Source organism: Mesorhizobium sp. C432A, assembly GCF_030323145.1.
GTDB lineage: Bacteria > Pseudomonadota > Alphaproteobacteria > Rhizobiales > Rhizobiaceae > Mesorhizobium.
The window spans coordinates 2,093,920-2,109,209 of sequence record NZ_CP100470.1 but is presented as its reverse complement, the minus strand read 5'-3'; the positions used below and the strand labels follow the sequence as shown (position 1 = coordinate 2,109,209).

The window sequence follows — 15,290 nt, the reverse complement described above, 5'->3', positions numbered from 1 at the left end:
CACCAAAACAGCGGCGCGCCGCTTCGAAGCAGCGCGCCGCCAATGCATCATTTCTTCGGCAGCAGGTTGAGGCCGGGCGCCGGATCTTCCAGCGCATCCTCATCCTGACCAGCCGCCGGAATCTCTATCCAACGCGTGGTGGCGCCATCGCATTCCTGCACCACCGGAAAATAGAGTTTTTGCCCGGCCGGCAGATCGGCGGCCAACGTGCCGCGGAAGACGAACTCGTCATAAAATTCATCCGGCAGGCTGCCGCCGCTCCAGTCGACTTCCTTGACGCCCGAGGTCACCGCCTCGCCATAGAGCTGGTAGGATTTCTCGTACTTGCCTTTCTTGACCTGCAGCGTCCAGCCGGGCTTGGGCATCGGCTTCACCCCGATCACCCCTTCCGGGATCTGCACGCGCACGGCAATCGTCGCCTTGCCTTCGCAGCCATGCGGCACGCGCAGCACGGCCTTGTAGGTCGAACCGACCGCAACCTCCTGTGTTTCGAGCGTGATATGGGCGAAGGCGGCACTTGTCCCCAGGACGAGGAATGCAGCGGCCGGCAAATGATGCTTGTTCATGATGGGTCCCTCTCGAAAAAATTGATTGGCAATAATTGGTCAGTCGTTGTCTTCCAGGGGTGGCGCGCTGCCTATGGCTTGCACGGCAAACTCGACGGTCACGGTTCCGGCCCTCTCGAAAGTCAGCGTAGCGGCAAACATCTGGCCTTCTTTAGGGGGCTGCTTCAGATCCATGAACATCACGTGATAGGCGCCGGGACCCAGCGTGACCTTGCCGCCCGCCGGGATATCCAGGCCACCACTGACCGGGCGCATGGTCATGACGCCATCCTTCACCCCCATTTCATGCAGTTCGGCCTTGCCCGAAATGTCGGAGGAAATCGATAGCAGCCGGTCTGGCGCGCTGCCCTTGTTGACGATGGTGAAATAGCCGCCGGCAACCTTGGCGCCGGCCGGCGTGGCGCGCGACCAGGGATGCTCGATCTCGATGTCACCGGCCTTGAATTCATGCGCAAGGACGGAATGGGAGCCGACGAACAACAGTGCAAAGGCGAACAGGGCGCTGCCGAGACGCTGCTCGATAGTGCTGAATAAACGGGTGCTGCGGTGCAACGCGCCGGCACGAAGAAAACGGAACATGGGTAGGCTCCATGAATATAAGGTCGCGCCGTTGTCGGGCTGCGAACGTGTTTGTCATTGGATGATTATCGCCTGCGCAGGTTACGCAAAGCGAGCGGCGGTTTTCAGCCCGCAAGCGGCGGCGCGCGCGGATTGGCCGGAGAGCGCTCGCGCGTGACGTCGGGATGCCTGACTGCCGGCGGGGCAAAAGCGACTGTTTCCAAGGACTGGCTGACCGGCGCCAGGCCGACGCCTGCCGGCGGCGCATAGGCGACGGAGGCCATGCTGCAGCCGAGCATGCAGCACGCCGGCATATGCTGCTGGTGCGGATCGCCGCCGGGAAGCTTGACCGCTCCCTCATGGCTGCAGATGACATTGCCGAAAGCGTCGAGTTGCGAGGCATCCGGCGCAATGCCGAAGGCAAACACGCCGAGCGTCGACTGGAGCAGCAGCACACAGGTCGCGACAAACGCGGCCATCATGCTCCATCTCTTACGCCCGAAGTTCAAGGATCTGCCTCTTCACGCAGCAACGGCGGATACCTAGCATGCGTCACGCGGCCGGAAAATCGCCAAATCATCGCTGCGGCAACGCGGCGCGTTAAGAAGCAATCCGACCGATTTCCGGGATCGACGTCAACAGCGTGTGGCGTGCCGACTTCAGATGCTTGCGGCAGGCGGCGTCGACCTTGCCGAGATCGCGCGATTTCAGCGCCGCGATGTAGGCGAGATGCTCGCTCACCGCGACTTCGTTGCGCTCGCGCTCCTGCGCCTTGTTCCACTGGTAGTGGTAGTGAAAGATCATGGCGATGACGTCGTAGAAATCGACGATGAAGCGGTTGTGCGACGCCCGGTGGATCAGCCGGTGGAAGCGCTCGTCTAGCTCCGAGAATTCGTTGAAGCGGATGGCGATTTCGCTGGCCAGAAGCCGGTGCTCGTCTTCCAGCCGGTCGAGATCCGCCCAGACCGGACTATCCCCAGGCAAGGCGGCAAAGGCCGCCGCCGAGCGTATCTCGAACATCTCGCGGATTTCAGTGAGTTCGAGCGCGAAGGCTCGCGTAAACCCCTTCAGCACCCAGTGGCTGTTGCGCCGCTTCTCGATCAGGCCGAAGCGGGAGAAGCGGATGAGGAACTCGCGCACGCTGGTGGTGCCGACGCCGATCTCGCGCGCCAGTTCGAGCTCGTTGATCTGCATGCCGGCCTCGGCGCCGCCAGCCAGCAATCTGCGCATAAACGACCGCTCGATGATCTGGGCCAGTGTGTCTGTCTCCTCCTCGGGGAAGAAATCATCCGGCTTCGGCGCCCTGAGCACTGTCTTGCTGCGTTTGTTCCACGCGATCAGCCCGGTCTCTTCCATGCGCGCCAGAATGGTGCGCACGGTGGTCCGGCTGACGCCGAGCAAAGTGCCCAGTTCCGGCTCCGACGGCAGGCTCTGCGTTTCATCGAGCAGCCGCAGACCCCTGTTGTAAGCGTCCTTGTAGACGTTGTTGCTCTTCGACATCCCTGCCCCGTTGCGCGCCGGCGCTTGCTGTGGCTGGCTTGAAGCGCGATATCACATATGTCCTGGCTCTCACCCGGCAGAGCAAACGCTCTGCGTGTCAGACGCCGCTCCCCACAAGCCAAGCGTCCATCGGACGCATGGTCTCCTCCTGAAAAAACAATTGACGCACAAATGTTTTTTCACGATAAAAGACATTATATGTAAACAGACGCGTGTCAATCCGCGCATCCCCAGGAACAGACCCAGGAAACTGCCCGTGAACGCCTCGAACAGCATTCTTCTGTCCCCCGCCGACAATGTCGCGGTCGCCAATGGCCGCATCGAGATCGGCACCCCTCTGCCCGGCGGCGCCGTCGCCACGGCCTTGATCGAGCCCGGCCACAAGGTGGCGATCAAGCCTATCGCCGCCGGCGAGGCGGTGGTCAAGTATGCCCAGGCCATCGGCCGCGCCACCCAGGACATCGCGCCCGGCGACCACGTCCATTCGCACAATCTGGTCTTCGAGTCCGGCCGTCTGCCGGTGGTGCCGCCGAGCGAAGCGGAGCATGCCACCGAAGCTGACCGCGCCCGGACATTCATGGGCTATCGTCGCGCCGATGGCCGTGCCGGCACCCGCAACTTCATCGGCATCATCGCCAGCGTCAATTGCTCGGCCACCGTCTGCCACGCCATCGCCGACGAGGCCAACCGCGTGCTGCTGCCGAAATATCCGGGGATCGACGGCTTCGTCCCGATCGTCCATGGCCAGGGCTGCGGCATGAGCGGCACCGGCGACGGCATGATGGTACTGCACCGCACGCTCGCCGGTTACACCCGCCATCCGAATTTCGGCGGCGCGTTGATGGTCGGCCTCGGCTGCGAGGTCAACCAGCTCACCCTTTACGGCCAGAAGGGTGCGGCGGCGGGAAAACGCCATTTCAACATCCAGGACGCCGGCGGTTCGCGCAAATCGGTCGCAAAGGCGATGGACGTGCTCGCCGAAATCGCCGAGGAAGTCGGCCAGTATCAGCGCGAGCCGATCCCGGTCTCGGAGATCGTCGTCGGCCTGCAATGCGGCGGTTCCGACGGCATGTCGGGCATCACCGCCAATCCCGCGCTGGGAGCGGCGGTCGACATCCTGGCCGGCGTCGGCGGCATCGGCATCCTGTCGGAGACGACGGAGATCTATGGCGCCGAACATCTGCTCGCCTATCGCGCGGCAACGCCGGAGATCGCCAAGAAGCTCGACGGTTTCGTCAAATGGTGGGAGGACCATGTCGCCAAGCACGGCGCCTCGATCGACAACAACCCCTCGCCCGGCAACAAGCGCGGCGGTCTGACCACCATCCTGGAAAAGTCGCTGGGCGCCGTGGCCAAAGGCGGCCAGACTCCGCTCAACGGCGTCTTCGGTTATGCCGAAAAGGTCACCGGCAGTGGCCTGGTGTTCATGGACACGCCCGGTTACGACCCGGTCTCGGCGACCGGTCAGGTGGCGGGCGGCGCCAACATCATCGTCTTCACCACCGGCCGCGGCTCCTGCTTCGGCTGCCGGCCCACGCCGTCGATCAAGGTCGCCACCAACTCGACCATGTACCACCAGATGGAAGAGGACATGGACGTCAATTGCGGCGTCATCGCTTCGGGTGAGAAGACCATCGCCGGCATGGGCCGGGAACTCTTCGAACTCATCGTCGAGACGGCATCGGGCCGCAAGACCAAGAGCGAGGCGTTCGGCTACGGCGACAACGAGTTCGTGCCGTGGCACCTCGGCGCGACGCTCTAACCACCGACGAAAAAAGCGGGCTGCAAAGACGGCTCACAAGGGGAGGCTGTGGATGGACAAACGCCGCATCGGCACGACTGCGCTCGAGGTAACCGAGATAAGCTTCGGCGGGGCGGCGATCGGCGGGCTCTACCGGGCGTGTCCGCGCGAAGCGGCGATGGAGACGCTGCAGACAGCCTGGGATGCCGGCCTGCGCTATTTCGACACCGCGCCCTTCTATGGCTTCGGCCTGTCGGAACGGCGGACCGGCGATTTCCTGCGCTACAAGCCGCGGGATTCCTATGTGCTGTCGACCAAGGTCGGACGGTTGTTCCGCCCGGTGCCGGAAGACCAGGTTCCCGATCATTCCTATGTCGACCCGCTGCCCTTCGCGCTCGACTACGACTACTCCTATGACGGCATCATGCGCTCGGTCGAGTTCTCCTATGCCCGGCTCGGGCTGAACCGGATAGACATCCTGTTTGTGCACGACATCGGCACCTACACACATGGCGTCGAGAAGACGAAGCTGCACTTTCGCCAGCTGATCGACGGCGGCTTGAAGGCGCTGGAAGAGCTTAAAACGTCCGGCGTGATTTCCGCCTATGGGCTCGGCGTCAACGAGGTGCAGATCTGCCTCGACGTGCTGCGCGAAGCGCCGCTCGACTGCATCCTGCTGGCCAGCCGCTATTCGCTGCTCGACCGCTCGGCTGAAGCCGAGTTGCTGCCGCTGTGTCGTGAGCGACAGACTTCGCTCATCATCGGCGGCGTTTTCAACTCCGGCATCCTGGCGACCGGGCCGGTGCACGGCGCGCATTTCGATTATCTGCCGGCGACGCAGGACATACTCGAGCGCGTTGGGGCGATGGAGAAAATCGCTGATGAGGGCGGATATCCGCTGGCGGCGGCTGCATTGCAGTTTCCGCTGCAGGAGCCTGTCGTGGCCAGCGTGCTGACCGGAACGGCCAAGCCCGCCAACCTGACGCGCAACCTCGACCTGTTCAATGTCCAGGTGCCGCAAGCGGAATTCGCCCGCTACGCTCCCTACACCATCGTTCAGGAGCTCGGCTGACGAAACGCCACGATCACGGTTCTAAAGAAGGAATGAATATTCCATATTGACTCGACGGTGGAATTAATATTCCATGATGATCAAGGAGGATCGGGAGCGTCTGGACGTGGCACTGAGGATCGGCAGGGAGGTTTCCCCGCCAAGCCATGCGCAGGCCGATATGAAACACCGCTTGCGTCGGCCGGACCGATGCACTATCAAAAAGCGGCAATTGTTTTTTATTGATAAAGTTCTGTTTGGGCCGCGCCTATCCAAATGGAGCTTCCGTAACCTTCACCGGGCGATCTAGGGAGGATTCCTAATGAAATTCGTGACCAGCATTCTCAACCGCCGCTCACTGATGGCACTAGCTGCCGCCTCGATGCTTGCCGGCACGCTGCACACGGCGCCGGCTTCGGCGGCGGACGTGACCATTCCGATCATCGTCAAGGACACCACGTCCTTCTACTGGCAGATCGTCCTGGCCGGCGCCCGCAAGGCCGGCAAGGATCTCGGCGTCAACGTACCCGAACTCGGCGCCCAGGCTGAAACCGACGTCAACGGCCAGGTCTCGATCCTCGAGAATGCCGTCGCCGGCAACCCGGCCGCGATCGTCATCGCGCCGACCGAATTCAAGGCGCTCGGCAAGCCGATCGATGAAGCGGCCAGCAAGGTCAAGGTCATCGGCATCGACTCCGGCGCCGACTCCAAGGCCTTCACCTCGTTCCTGACCACCGACAATGTGCAGGGCGGACGCGTCGCCGCTGACGGTCTTGCAGCAGCCATCGGCGAAGCCAATGGCGGCAAGATCGAGGGCGACGTCGCCCTGATCACCAACGCGCCGGGCGCCGGTTCGCTGGAGCAGCGCAAGCAGGGCTTCACCGAGCAGCTGGCCGCGAAATATCCGGGGCTCAAGCTCGTCGCGGACAAATATGCCGACGGCCAGGCAACGACCGGTCTCAACATCGCCACCGACCTGATCACCGCCAACCCGAACCTCAAGGGCATCTTCGCGTCCAACCTGATCATGGCGCAGGGCGTCGGTCAGGCAGTCGCCGAGAACAACCTTGGCGGCAAGCTGGCGCTGGTCGGCTTCGACAGCGACGAGAAGCTGATCAAGTTCCTCAATGACGGCGTCATTTCCGCGCTCGTCGTCCAGGATCCGTACCGGATGGGCTATGACGGCATCAAGACCGCGCTCGCCGCCTCGAAGGGCGAGAAGGTCGAGGCCAATGTCGACACCGGCGCCAACCTGGTGACCAAGGCAAACATGAAAGACCCCAAGATCGACGCCCTGCTCAACCCGAAGCTCTGAGCCCGTCAACCAAAAATCCTTTCCGGGGCCTCGCGCCCCGGAAACACCGGATACAAGCTTGAATATCCACCGGCTTGAATCACCTCGACGATGCGGCTTGACTGCATCGCGACGTGCCAATCGTAAGGCCAATCTGGGAGGATTGTCATGACGCCCACGGCGCAGGAACTGCACCCGGCCCCAACGCTAGCGCCCGGCAGGACGATCCTCGAACTGCACGGGCTGGAAAAACGCTATCCCGGCACGCATGCGCTGAAGCCCGTTCACCTTGCCTTCAAGGCAGGTGAGATCCACGCCATCGTCGGCGAGAACGGCGCCGGCAAATCCACCTTGATCAAGCTTCTGACCGGCGTCATGCCGCGCACCTCCGGCGATGTCATCTGGGAGGGCAAGCCGGCAGCGCTGGCAACCCCACACGAGGCGATGGCGCTGGGCATCAACGCCGTGCATCAGGAGGTCGTGCTCTGCCGCCATCTCACCGTCGCCGCCAACATGTTCCTCGGCGAGGAGAATTCGCGCTTCGGCATCCTGCAGCAGCGCGCCATGGTGAAGGAAGCGCAGAAGATCATCGACGGTCTCGGCTTCGATCTGCCGGCGCATGTCATGCTGGGTGACCTCACCATCGGCCAGCAGCAGCTGATCGCCGCCGCCCGCGCCACCGTGCGCGGCACCAAGTTCCTGATTTTCGACGAGCCGACCGCCTATCTCACCCGCAAGGAAGCCGACCAGCTGTTCACGCTGATCCGCAGGCTCAAGGGCGAAGGCGTCACCATCATCTACATCAGCCATCGCATGGAAGAGGTGTTCGAACTCGCCGATCGCGTCTCGGTGCTGCGCGACGGCACGCTGGTCGGCACCCGCAACATTGCCGAGACCAATGACGCCGAGCTGGTCAAGATGATGATCAACCGCTCGATCGAGCAAGTCTACCACAAGGAGCATTTCACCCCCGGTGCCGTGATCGTTGAAGCGAAAAACCTGTCGGGCAAGGGCTTCGAAGACGTCTCGATGACAGTGCGTGCCGGCGAGATCGTCGGGCTCTATGGCCTGATCGGCGCCGGCCGCAGCGAGTTCGTCACCACGCTCTATGGCCGCCACAAGAAGTCGGCCGGCCAGATCCGCTGGCAAGGCAAACCGGTGCTGATCAATTCCGAGCACGACGCGATCAAGCTCGGCATGGCGCTGGCGCCGGAAAGCCGCCGCGACCAGGGCCTGTGCCTGAACCTGCCGGTCGGCCTCAACCTCAACCTGCCGATCTACAAGCGCATCTCCAACAACCTGCTGATTTCGAACACGAAGGAAAAGGCTGAAGCCGATCGCCAGATCGCCGGCCTCCGCATCAAGACGCCGACACGCGGCGCACTGGCCTCCAGCCTGTCCGGCGGCAACCAGCAGAAGATCGTCATCGGCAAATGGCTGGCGCACGGCGCCAAGCTGTTCATCTTCGATGAGCCGACCGTCGGCGTCGATGTCGGCACCAAGGCCGAGATTTACCGCCTGTTCGGGGAACTGTTGTCCAAGGGCGCCGGCATCATCCTGATCTCGTCCTATCTGCCCGAGGTTTATGAACTCGCCGATACGCTGCACGTGTTCCGGCGCGGCAAACTGGTCGCCAGCCATGGCTTTCGCGCCGCCAGCCACGAAGACGTGCTGACACAGGCGATCGGCTGACAAAACAAGAAACGGGAGGAACCATGAGCATCGAAACCATCGCGATCGAAAAACCGAAACGGAACTACAACGTCCTGTTCGGGCTGACGCTTCTGGCGTTGCTGGTTCTGCTCTGGATCGTGCTGTCGGTGGCGACGCCGAGCTTCGCCTCCTCCAACAACATCGCCAATCTTTTGCGGCAGGGCTCGATGATCGCCATCATGGCGGTCGGCCAGACCTTCGTCATCATCACCGGCGGCATCGACCTCTCGGTCGGCGCCGTGGTCGGCTTCGCCACCGTCATTGTCGCCATGATGATCAATGCCGGCTTCCCGATCTGGGTCGCCATTCTGGTGACGCTGCTGGTCGGCGTTGCCATCGGCCTGTTCCATGGCTTCGGCATCGTCAAGATGGGCCTGCCGCCCTTCATCATCACGCTGGCGACGCTGACCTCGTTGCGCGGCATCGGCCTGTTGATGACCAACGGCAACTCGATCAACATCAACAGCGACAGCTTCACCGCGTTCTCGCGCAGTTCCTTTGTCGGCATCCCCAATCTGTTCTGGATGGTGATCCTGGTCGGCATCCCGGCCTACATCTTCCTGCACCACAGCCGCTGGGGCCGCTATCTCTTCTCTGTGGGATCCAATGCCGAGGCCTCGCGCCTCTCGGGCGTCAATGTCCAGCACACCATCTACATGGCCTACACGCTGTCGGGCCTATGCGCGGCCTTCGTCGGCGTGCTGCTGGCGGCGCGCATCGGCATCGGCAACCCGACCCAGGCCGAAGGTTGGGAGTTGCAGGCGATCGCCTCATCGGTGATCGGCGGCACTTCGCTATTCGGCGCCGTCGGCTCGGTGCATGGCCCGCTGCTCGGCGCCTTCATCCTGGCCACCATCAACAACGGTGCCAATCTGCTCAACGTCAACTCGTTCTGGCAGCGCATCATCACCGGCGCGTTGATCATCATCATCGTCTATTTCGACGGGCTGCGCCGTCGCGGCAAGTAATCCTCCCTGACCTTCCGTGTCGGTCCGCTCAACAACGGACCGGCGCCTTTTTGAACACTGGAATTGCCGAATGAAAGCTGTTGTCTGCCGCTCGCCCGGCGAGCTTGTCCTGGAAGACCGGCCGGCGCCAGGAGCGCCGCCTGCCGGCTGGGCGCTGGTTGCCGTCAGCCATGTCGGCATCTGCGGCACCGACTACCACATCTTCGAAGGCAAGCACCCGTTCCTTGCCTATCCCCGCATCATGGGCCATGAAGTGTCGGGCACCGTCGTCGAGACCGGCGAAGATGTCGACCTTGCCGTGGGCGAGCCCGTCATCATCAATCCCTATCTCGCTTGCGGAAAATGCATCGCCTGCCGGAACGGCAAGCCGAATTGCTGCGTCAGGATCGAAGTGCTTGGCGTGCATCGCGACGGCGCCATGGCCGAGCAGATCCTCGTGCCGGCGCAGAATCTTTATCCGGCAAACGGCTTGTCGCTGGCCGACGCGGCGGCGGTGGAATTCCTCGCCATCGGCGCGCATGCCGTGCGGCGTGCCCGCGCCGAACCAGGCGCCCGCACGCTGGTCATCGGCGCCGGGCCGATCGGCCTTGGCGCAGCGCTGTTTGCGCGCATCGCCGGGCTCGATGTCAGCCTGCTCGACATGAGCACGGAGCGGCTGGATTTTGCAAAAGGCGAACTCGGCTTCGCCACGCTCGACGGTTCACAAAAAGCGGCAGCCGAACTGGTGCGCGAGGCAACCGGCGGCGAAGGGTTCGACGTCGTCTTCGACGCCACCGGCAACACCGCCTCGGTGCAGTCGGCCTTCGCCCATGTCGCGCATGGTGGCACGCTCGTGCTGGTCAGCGTCGTCAAGGACGACATCGTCTTTTCCGATCCGGAATTCCACAAGCGCGAAATGACATTGATCGGCAGCCGCAACGCGCTGAGAGTCGATTTCGACCACGTCGCTGCCTCGATCCGCAACGGCGCCGTGCCTCTGGCAAAACTCGTCACCCACCGTACCACGCTGGCCGGCACGCCGGATGATCTCGCCCGCTGGGCGCATGAGAAATCGGGGTTGATCAAGGCTGTGATCGAGGTGGGGTAAGACATCCGAAAAATTTGGTGGAGCGATAAGTGCCGAGTTAAGGCAGATCGCATACCTCGGCGATTTGCGAAAAGGCCCGTCGCTTCCTCATCCACGGGCGGAGCAAGGAGCGAAGCGACGCGGCGCAGACCCGAGGTTTCATTCGGTGACGTCTGCGCTAGAATCCAGCGGTGCAAAAAGAGGCGTCCATTCGCATCTCCTACCTGCACCGCTGCGGCGCGCGACAGTCGCGGCATGGGTCCTCGAGTCTCCGCGTCCGCTGCGCCCGTGGATGAGGGAAGTGAGCGGCTAAGCCGCCCGCTTCCACCCATCCCTGATATGCCTGTATCCCTCGCGATAAACTGCCTCCGGCGTCTCGGAAAAATCCCGCCACACCTTGGTCGCCGCCGTCAGATCCTTCAGCGACCTGCCAAACGCCTCGATCGTCAGCCAGTCGTCATAGCCGCTCTTGCGGATGGCCGCGAAAGTCTCTTTCCACGGAATGTTCCCGCGTCCCGGCACGCCGCGATCGTTCTCCGAAATGTGGACGTGCACGACATTCCGCCGGTGCTTCATGTAGGCGCCGATCGGGTCGGCCTCCTCGATATTGGCGTGGAAGGTGTCGTACATCGCCTTGATGTGCGGCCGGTCGATGGCGTCGACGTGCTCGGACAGATCGGCCATCGTGTTCAGCAGATAGCACTCGAAACGGTTGAGCGCCTCCAACCCGATGGTAACGTTCCGCTTGCCGGCATGATCGCCAATGGCGCGCTGCGAGGCGATCGAGCGCTTCTTCTCGGCAGCGGTCGGCCCGCTGCCGGAGAAGGCGCCGAGCGTCGAATGCAGCGGCCCGCTCAGCGTACTCGCGCCGAGCGCCTGGGCGCAATCGATCGCCCATTTCATGTAGCCGATGCCGGCCTTGCGGGTCGCGGCATCCGGCGAAATCAGATTCATCGCCGGGTCGCCCATCGCCGTAACAGCCGTGCGCTCCAACCCGATGCGGTCGAGCAAATCGCCAAGCTTCTTGTAGTCCTCTGGCGTGCCTGAGAAGATCGGTATCTCGACGCCGTCGAAGCCGGTCGCCTTGATGTCGCGCAGCAACGGCTCGTGTTTCTTAGACACGGAAGTCGTCCACAAAAACATGCACATGCCGATTTTCATCGACAGCCCCTCCCCATTTGACGGCGCGCTGGTTTCTTTCGCACCTCGCACCATGCGCCCTCATTCGGCCGCTTAGCGGCCACCTTCTCCCCGAAGGGAGAAGAGACTTGGCGCCGGCGCTCCCTAAAGTTTCGTCCACGCCCCGTTCTTCTTCGACGACTTCACGCAGGCCTCGATGAACGCCATACCTTCGACGCCGTCCTGGATGGTCGGGAACACCACGTCCTTGCCCGGCTTGCCGCCCTTCTTGCGTGCCGCGCGGATCGCGCGCGCCGCCTCCTGGTAGATGTTGGCGAAGCCTTCGAGATAGCCTTCCGGATGGCCAGACGGAACGCGGCTGACGCGTCCCGCAACCGGCAGCGCGCCGGCGCCGTTGCGGGTGAGCAGCTGCTTGGGCTGGCCAAACGGCGTGTACCAGAGATAGTTCGGATCGGCCTGCACCCATTCCAGGCCGCCTTTAGAGCCATAGATGCGCAGCTTCAGCCCGTTCTCGTGGCCGGGCGCCACCTGGCTTGCCCAGATCATGCCCTTGGCCGGATGCACCTTGCCGACCGGCTTGAAGCGCAGCATGACATTGACATTGTCGTCGAGCAGTCGCCCCGGCACGAAAGCGTCGAGATCGGCCGACAGGGAATCGAGCTCCAGACCCGAGACGAAGCGCGCCAGATTGTAGGCATGCGTGCCGATGTCGCCGAGCGCGCCGCCCGCGCCCGCCTGCTTGGGGTCGGAGCGCCACGCCGCCTGCTTCTGGCCGGTGGCGGCAAGATCCTCGGTCAGCCAGTCCTGCGGGTACTCGGACTGAAGGATGCGGATGTCGCCAAGCTGCCCCTTGGCCACCATCTCGCGCGCCTGCCGGATCATCGGATAGGCAGTGTAATTGTGGGTCAGCACGAACACCTTGCCGGTCTTTTCGACTATCGCCGCTAGCTTCCTGGCTTCAGCCAAGGTGGTCGCCAGCGGCTTGTCGCAGATGACGTGGATGCCGGCCTCGAGAAACGCTTTGGCCGCCGGCACGTGCACATTGTTAGGGGTGACGATCGCCACCGCCTCGATGCCGTCCGGGCGCTTGGCCTCGGCCTTGGCCATCTCGGCATAGGAGGCGTAGCTGCGCGCCGGGTCGAGACCGAGTTCGGCGGCGGAAGCCTTGGCGCGCTCGGGATTGGCCGACAGGGCGCCGGCCACCAGCACGAAGTCATTGTCCATGCGCGCCGCGATCCGGTGCACCGCGCCGATGAAGGCGCCTTGGCCGCCGCCGACCATACCATAACGGATCGGGCCGCCCCCCGCTTCCGACTTCGATGCGCCGACCATGTCTTTCTCCTGCTTGTGTCAAATACCCATCATGGCGCGCAGCATCTTCTTGTCGGTGGTGCCGCCGGCGAAATCATCAAAGGCCTTTTCCGTCACCCGGATAATGTGGTGCTGGATGAAGGGCGCGCCTTCGGCCGCGCCGTCCTCCGGATGCTTGAGGCAACACTCCCACTCCAGCACCGCCCAGGAATCGTAGCCATACTGGGTAAGCTTGGAGAAGATGCCGCCGAAATCGACCTGCCCGTCGCCAAGCGAGCGGAATCGCCCCGCGCGATTGGTCCAGCTCTGATAGCCGGAATAGACGCCTTGCCGCCCCGTCGGATTGAACTCGGCATCCTTGGCATGGAAGGCCTTGATCCGCTCGTGATAGATGTCGATGAATTCGAGATAGTCGAGCTGCTGCAAAAGGAAATGCGACGGGTCGTAGTTGATGTTGCAGCGCTTGTGGCCGCCAACCGCATCTAGGAACATCTCGAAGGTGGCGCCGTCGAAGATGTCCTCGCCAGGATGGATCTCGTAGCCGACATCGACGCCGTTTTCGTCATAGACGTCGAGGATCGGCTTCCAGCGTGTGCCGAGTTCGGCAAAGGCCTCCTCGATCAGCCCGGCCGGCCGCTGTGGCCAGGGATAGAGATACGGGAAGGCCAGAGCGCCGGAAAACGTCACCGAGGTTTTCAGGCCAAGATTCTTCGAGGCCTTGGCGCCGAACTCCATCTGTTCGACCGCCCATTTCTGCCTGGCCTTGGGGTTGTTGTGCACCGCAGGCGGTGCAAAGCCGTCGAACTGGGCATCATAGGCCGGGTGCACCGCCACCAGCTGCCCTTGAAGATGCGTCGACAGTTCGGTGATCTCGACGCCGGCATCCGCGCAGATGCCTTTCACCTCGTCGCAATAGGTCTTGGAAGATGCCGCCTTCTTGAGGTCGAACAGGCGTGCATCCCAGGTCGGGATCTGCACGCCCTTGTAACCGAGACCGGCCGCCCATTTGGTGATCGAGGCCAGCGAATTGAACGGCGCGGTATCCCCCGCGAACTGCGCCAGAAACAGCCCCGGACCCTTCATTGTCGACGGCATCGGCATCCTCCCAATTCATTTTTCCAAGGACCAAGCATAGCGCCTGATGAAAGCAGGGCCAGCCTCTTTGGTCTCTTGCGATGTGCATTCTCGTATCGGCATTCTGGTATTACCAAATACCGAAAATGGGTCAAGCCATTTGACTCACGCGCAAAGCTGCCAGGGCATTCCATTTTTGGCGATATATACCAGCATAATCAATACGGTACACAGATGTCGATATCGCATGGCGGCGGTTCTTGCCGCGCGACAAAAATTGCTGTAGACCTCCATTAGGGCCCAATTGGTCGAACCAGTTGCGCAAAAACGCTGGAGCGCCTTGGGGAGGAAACACGCGACGCGCCTTGTGGGGCGCATCGCAGGCGAACTGGCACAGACGAATTCTGGGAAGGATAGACCATGCATCTTTCGACGCACAACTGGATGCGCGCGGAACCGTTGGAGGTGACGCTGAAGCGCATCAAGAAATTCGGCTACGAGTCGATCGAGATTTCCGGCGAGCCCGAGCAATACAAGACCAAGGAGACCCGCGCGCTGCTGAAAGAATACGGCATCCGCTGCTGGGGGTCGGTGACGCTGATGCTGGGCGAACGCAACCTTGCCGCCAGGGACCAGGGCCAGCGCGAACGCTCGGTGCAGTACGTCAAGGACGTGCTGACCATGGTCAGCGAACTTGATGGCGAGATCATAACGCTGGTGCCCGCGACCGTCGGCAAAGTGGTACCGGACGGCACCGAGGAAGAGGAATGGAAGTGGGTGGTCGACGCCACCCGCGAATGCTTCACCCATGCCAAGAAGGTCGGCGTCAAGATCGCGGTCGAGCCGCTCAACCGCTTCGAGACCTATCTGTTCAACCGCGGCGCGCAGGCGTTGGCCCTGGCCGATGCGGTCAGCCCCGAATGCGGCGTCTGCCTCGACGCCTATCACATCCATATGGAAGAATTTAACGTCCATGACGCGATCCGTCAGGTCGGCAAACGGCTGTTCGACTTCCACGTCGCCGACAACAACCGCTTTGCCGCCGGCCTTGGCCAGATCGATTGGCCACGGATCGTGCAGACGCTGAAGGAAGTCGGCTATGACGGCGCGCTGACCAACGAATTCGTCGCGCCCGTCGACCGCACACCCGCCGCGCCCTATCCCGACATGGTCGACCGGAATCCGGTCGACATTTCTCCCGAACAGCTGAAGTTCATCCAGGATCACGGCTCCAGCGTGCTGACGGAGAAATTCTACACCGACCAGATGCGCATCACGGCCGAAACGCTGCTGCCGCTGATCAAGTAG

General features: G+C 62.6%; 15 protein-coding genes. 8 read left to right on the top strand and 7 right to left on the bottom strand.

Annotated elements, in window-relative coordinates; genetic code table 11:
- Nucleotides 1-47: 47 nt before the first annotated feature.
- The 4 genes from NLY33_RS10125 to NLY33_RS10110 form a co-directional block, all read right to left on the bottom strand.
- Nucleotides 48-566, bottom strand: coding sequence for a YcnI family copper-binding membrane protein (locus NLY33_RS10125; protein WP_023700138.1), 519 nt, complete (start codon nt 564-566; stop codon nt 48-50).
- A 39-nt stretch (nt 567-605) separates the two neighbouring features.
- Nucleotides 606-1,145: a copper chaperone PCu(A)C gene (locus NLY33_RS10120; protein WP_023704234.1), complete on the bottom strand. Its 540-nt coding sequence runs from the start codon at nt 1,143-1,145 to the stop codon at nt 606-608.
- A 104-nt stretch (nt 1,146-1,249) separates the two neighbouring features.
- Nucleotides 1,250-1,606: a DUF2946 family protein gene (locus tag NLY33_RS10115; protein ID WP_023704235.1), complete on the bottom strand. Its 357-nt coding sequence runs from the start codon at nt 1,604-1,606 to the stop codon at nt 1,250-1,252.
- 118 nt (nt 1,607-1,724) lie between these two features.
- Nucleotides 1,725-2,624, bottom strand: coding sequence for a GntR family transcriptional regulator (locus NLY33_RS10110; protein ID WP_023692007.1), 900 nt, complete (start codon nt 2,622-2,624; stop codon nt 1,725-1,727).
- Nucleotides 2,625-2,880: 256 nt separating this feature from the next.
- Here NLY33_RS10110 and NLY33_RS10105 point away from each other — a divergent pair, with 256 nt between their 5' ends.
- From NLY33_RS10105 to NLY33_RS10075, 7 genes are all read left to right on the top strand, one after another.
- Nucleotides 2,881-4,386 carry a UxaA family hydrolase gene (locus NLY33_RS10105; RefSeq protein ID WP_023704236.1) on the top strand — a complete coding sequence of 502 codons (1,506 nt, stop codon included), beginning with the start codon at nt 2,881-2,883 and terminating at the stop codon, nt 4,384-4,386.
- A gap of 52 nt (nt 4,387-4,438) precedes the next feature.
- Nucleotides 4,439-5,437, top strand: coding sequence for an aldo/keto reductase (locus NLY33_RS10100; protein ID WP_023704237.1), 999 nt, complete (start codon nt 4,439-4,441; stop codon nt 5,435-5,437).
- A gap of 73 nt (nt 5,438-5,510) precedes the next feature.
- Nucleotides 5,511-5,726: a hypothetical protein gene (locus NLY33_RS10095; protein ID WP_023669815.1), complete on the top strand. Its 216-nt coding sequence runs from the start codon at nt 5,511-5,513 to the stop codon at nt 5,724-5,726.
- 12 nt (nt 5,727-5,738) lie between these two features.
- Complete coding sequence (locus NLY33_RS10090; RefSeq protein WP_023669816.1) at nt 5,739-6,731, top strand: ABC transporter substrate-binding protein; 993 nt, start codon at nt 5,739-5,741, stop codon at nt 6,729-6,731.
- Nucleotides 6,732-6,878: 147 nt separating this feature from the next.
- On the top strand, nt 6,879-8,402 hold the full coding sequence (locus NLY33_RS10085; RefSeq protein WP_031196018.1) for a sugar ABC transporter ATP-binding protein: 1,524 nt from the start codon (nt 6,879-6,881) through the stop codon (nt 8,400-8,402).
- 23 nt (nt 8,403-8,425) lie between these two features.
- A complete protein-coding gene (locus NLY33_RS10080; protein WP_023704239.1) occupies nt 8,426-9,391 on the top strand; it encodes an ABC transporter permease in 966 nt (321 codons plus the stop codon).
- 70 nt (nt 9,392-9,461) lie between these two features.
- The gene (locus NLY33_RS10075) at nt 9,462-10,478 is read left to right on the top strand and encodes a zinc-binding alcohol dehydrogenase family protein (RefSeq protein ID WP_023704240.1); all 1,017 of its coding nucleotides are present in this window, start codon (nt 9,462-9,464) and stop codon (nt 10,476-10,478) included.
- Between the two features lie 288 nt (nt 10,479-10,766).
- Here NLY33_RS10075 and NLY33_RS10070 read toward each other — a convergent pair whose 3' ends face one another.
- The 3 genes from NLY33_RS10070 to NLY33_RS10060 all read right to left on the bottom strand — a co-directional run bounded on the left by NLY33_RS10070 (nt 10,767) and on the right by NLY33_RS10060 (nt 14,003).
- A complete protein-coding gene (locus tag NLY33_RS10070; protein ID WP_023700154.1) occupies nt 10,767-11,618 on the bottom strand; it encodes a sugar phosphate isomerase/epimerase family protein in 852 nt (283 codons plus the stop codon).
- A gap of 123 nt (nt 11,619-11,741) precedes the next feature.
- Nucleotides 11,742-12,929, bottom strand: coding sequence for a Gfo/Idh/MocA family protein (locus NLY33_RS10065; protein ID WP_023700155.1), 1,188 nt, complete (start codon nt 12,927-12,929; stop codon nt 11,742-11,744).
- 18 nt (nt 12,930-12,947) lie between these two features.
- The gene (locus NLY33_RS10060) at nt 12,948-14,003 is read right to left on the bottom strand and encodes a sugar phosphate isomerase/epimerase family protein (RefSeq protein ID WP_023704241.1); all 1,056 of its coding nucleotides are present in this window, start codon (nt 14,001-14,003) and stop codon (nt 12,948-12,950) included.
- 399 nt (nt 14,004-14,402) lie between these two features.
- On the opposite strand from NLY33_RS10060, the gene NLY33_RS10055 reads away from it, so the two are divergent.
- Nucleotides 14,403-15,290: a sugar phosphate isomerase/epimerase family protein gene (locus tag NLY33_RS10055; RefSeq protein WP_023669836.1), complete on the top strand. Its 888-nt coding sequence runs from the start codon at nt 14,403-14,405 to the stop codon at nt 15,288-15,290.

Bases quoted from the DNA above. Each gene is read 5' to 3' on its own strand.
- NLY33_RS10065 (WP_023700155.1), bottom strand. From the start codon at position 12,929: ATGGTCGGCGCATCGAAGTCGGAAGCGGGGGGCGGCCCGATCCGTTAT.
- NLY33_RS10125 (WP_023700138.1), bottom strand. From the start codon at position 566: ATGAACAAGCATCATTTGCCGGCCGCTGCATTCCTCGTCCTGGGGACA.
- NLY33_RS10090 (WP_023669816.1), top strand. From the start codon at position 5,739: ATGAAATTCGTGACCAGCATTCTCAACCGCCGCTCACTGATGGCACTA.
- NLY33_RS10095 (WP_023669815.1), top strand. From the start codon at position 5,511: ATGATGATCAAGGAGGATCGGGAGCGTCTGGACGTGGCACTGAGGATC.
- NLY33_RS10100 (WP_023704237.1), top strand. From the start codon at position 4,439: ATGGACAAACGCCGCATCGGCACGACTGCGCTCGAGGTAACCGAGATA.
- NLY33_RS10120 (WP_023704234.1), bottom strand. From the start codon at position 1,145: ATGTTCCGTTTTCTTCGTGCCGGCGCGTTGCACCGCAGCACCCGTTTA.
- NLY33_RS10080 (WP_023704239.1), top strand. From the start codon at position 8,426: ATGAGCATCGAAACCATCGCGATCGAAAAACCGAAACGGAACTACAAC.
- NLY33_RS10070 (WP_023700154.1), bottom strand. From the start codon at position 11,618: ATGAAAATCGGCATGTGCATGTTTTTGTGGACGACTTCCGTGTCTAAG.
- NLY33_RS10055 (WP_023669836.1), top strand. From the start codon at position 14,403: ATGCATCTTTCGACGCACAACTGGATGCGCGCGGAACCGTTGGAGGTG.
- NLY33_RS10115 (WP_023704235.1), bottom strand. From the start codon at position 1,606: ATGATGGCCGCGTTTGTCGCGACCTGTGTGCTGCTGCTCCAGTCGACG.
- NLY33_RS10060 (WP_023704241.1), bottom strand. From the start codon at position 14,003: ATGCCGTCGACAATGAAGGGTCCGGGGCTGTTTCTGGCGCAGTTCGCG.
- NLY33_RS10075 (WP_023704240.1), top strand. From the start codon at position 9,462: ATGAAAGCTGTTGTCTGCCGCTCGCCCGGCGAGCTTGTCCTGGAAGAC.
- NLY33_RS10085 (WP_031196018.1), top strand. From the start codon at position 6,879: ATGACGCCCACGGCGCAGGAACTGCACCCGGCCCCAACGCTAGCGCCC.
- NLY33_RS10110 (WP_023692007.1), bottom strand. From the start codon at position 2,624: ATGTCGAAGAGCAACAACGTCTACAAGGACGCTTACAACAGGGGTCTG.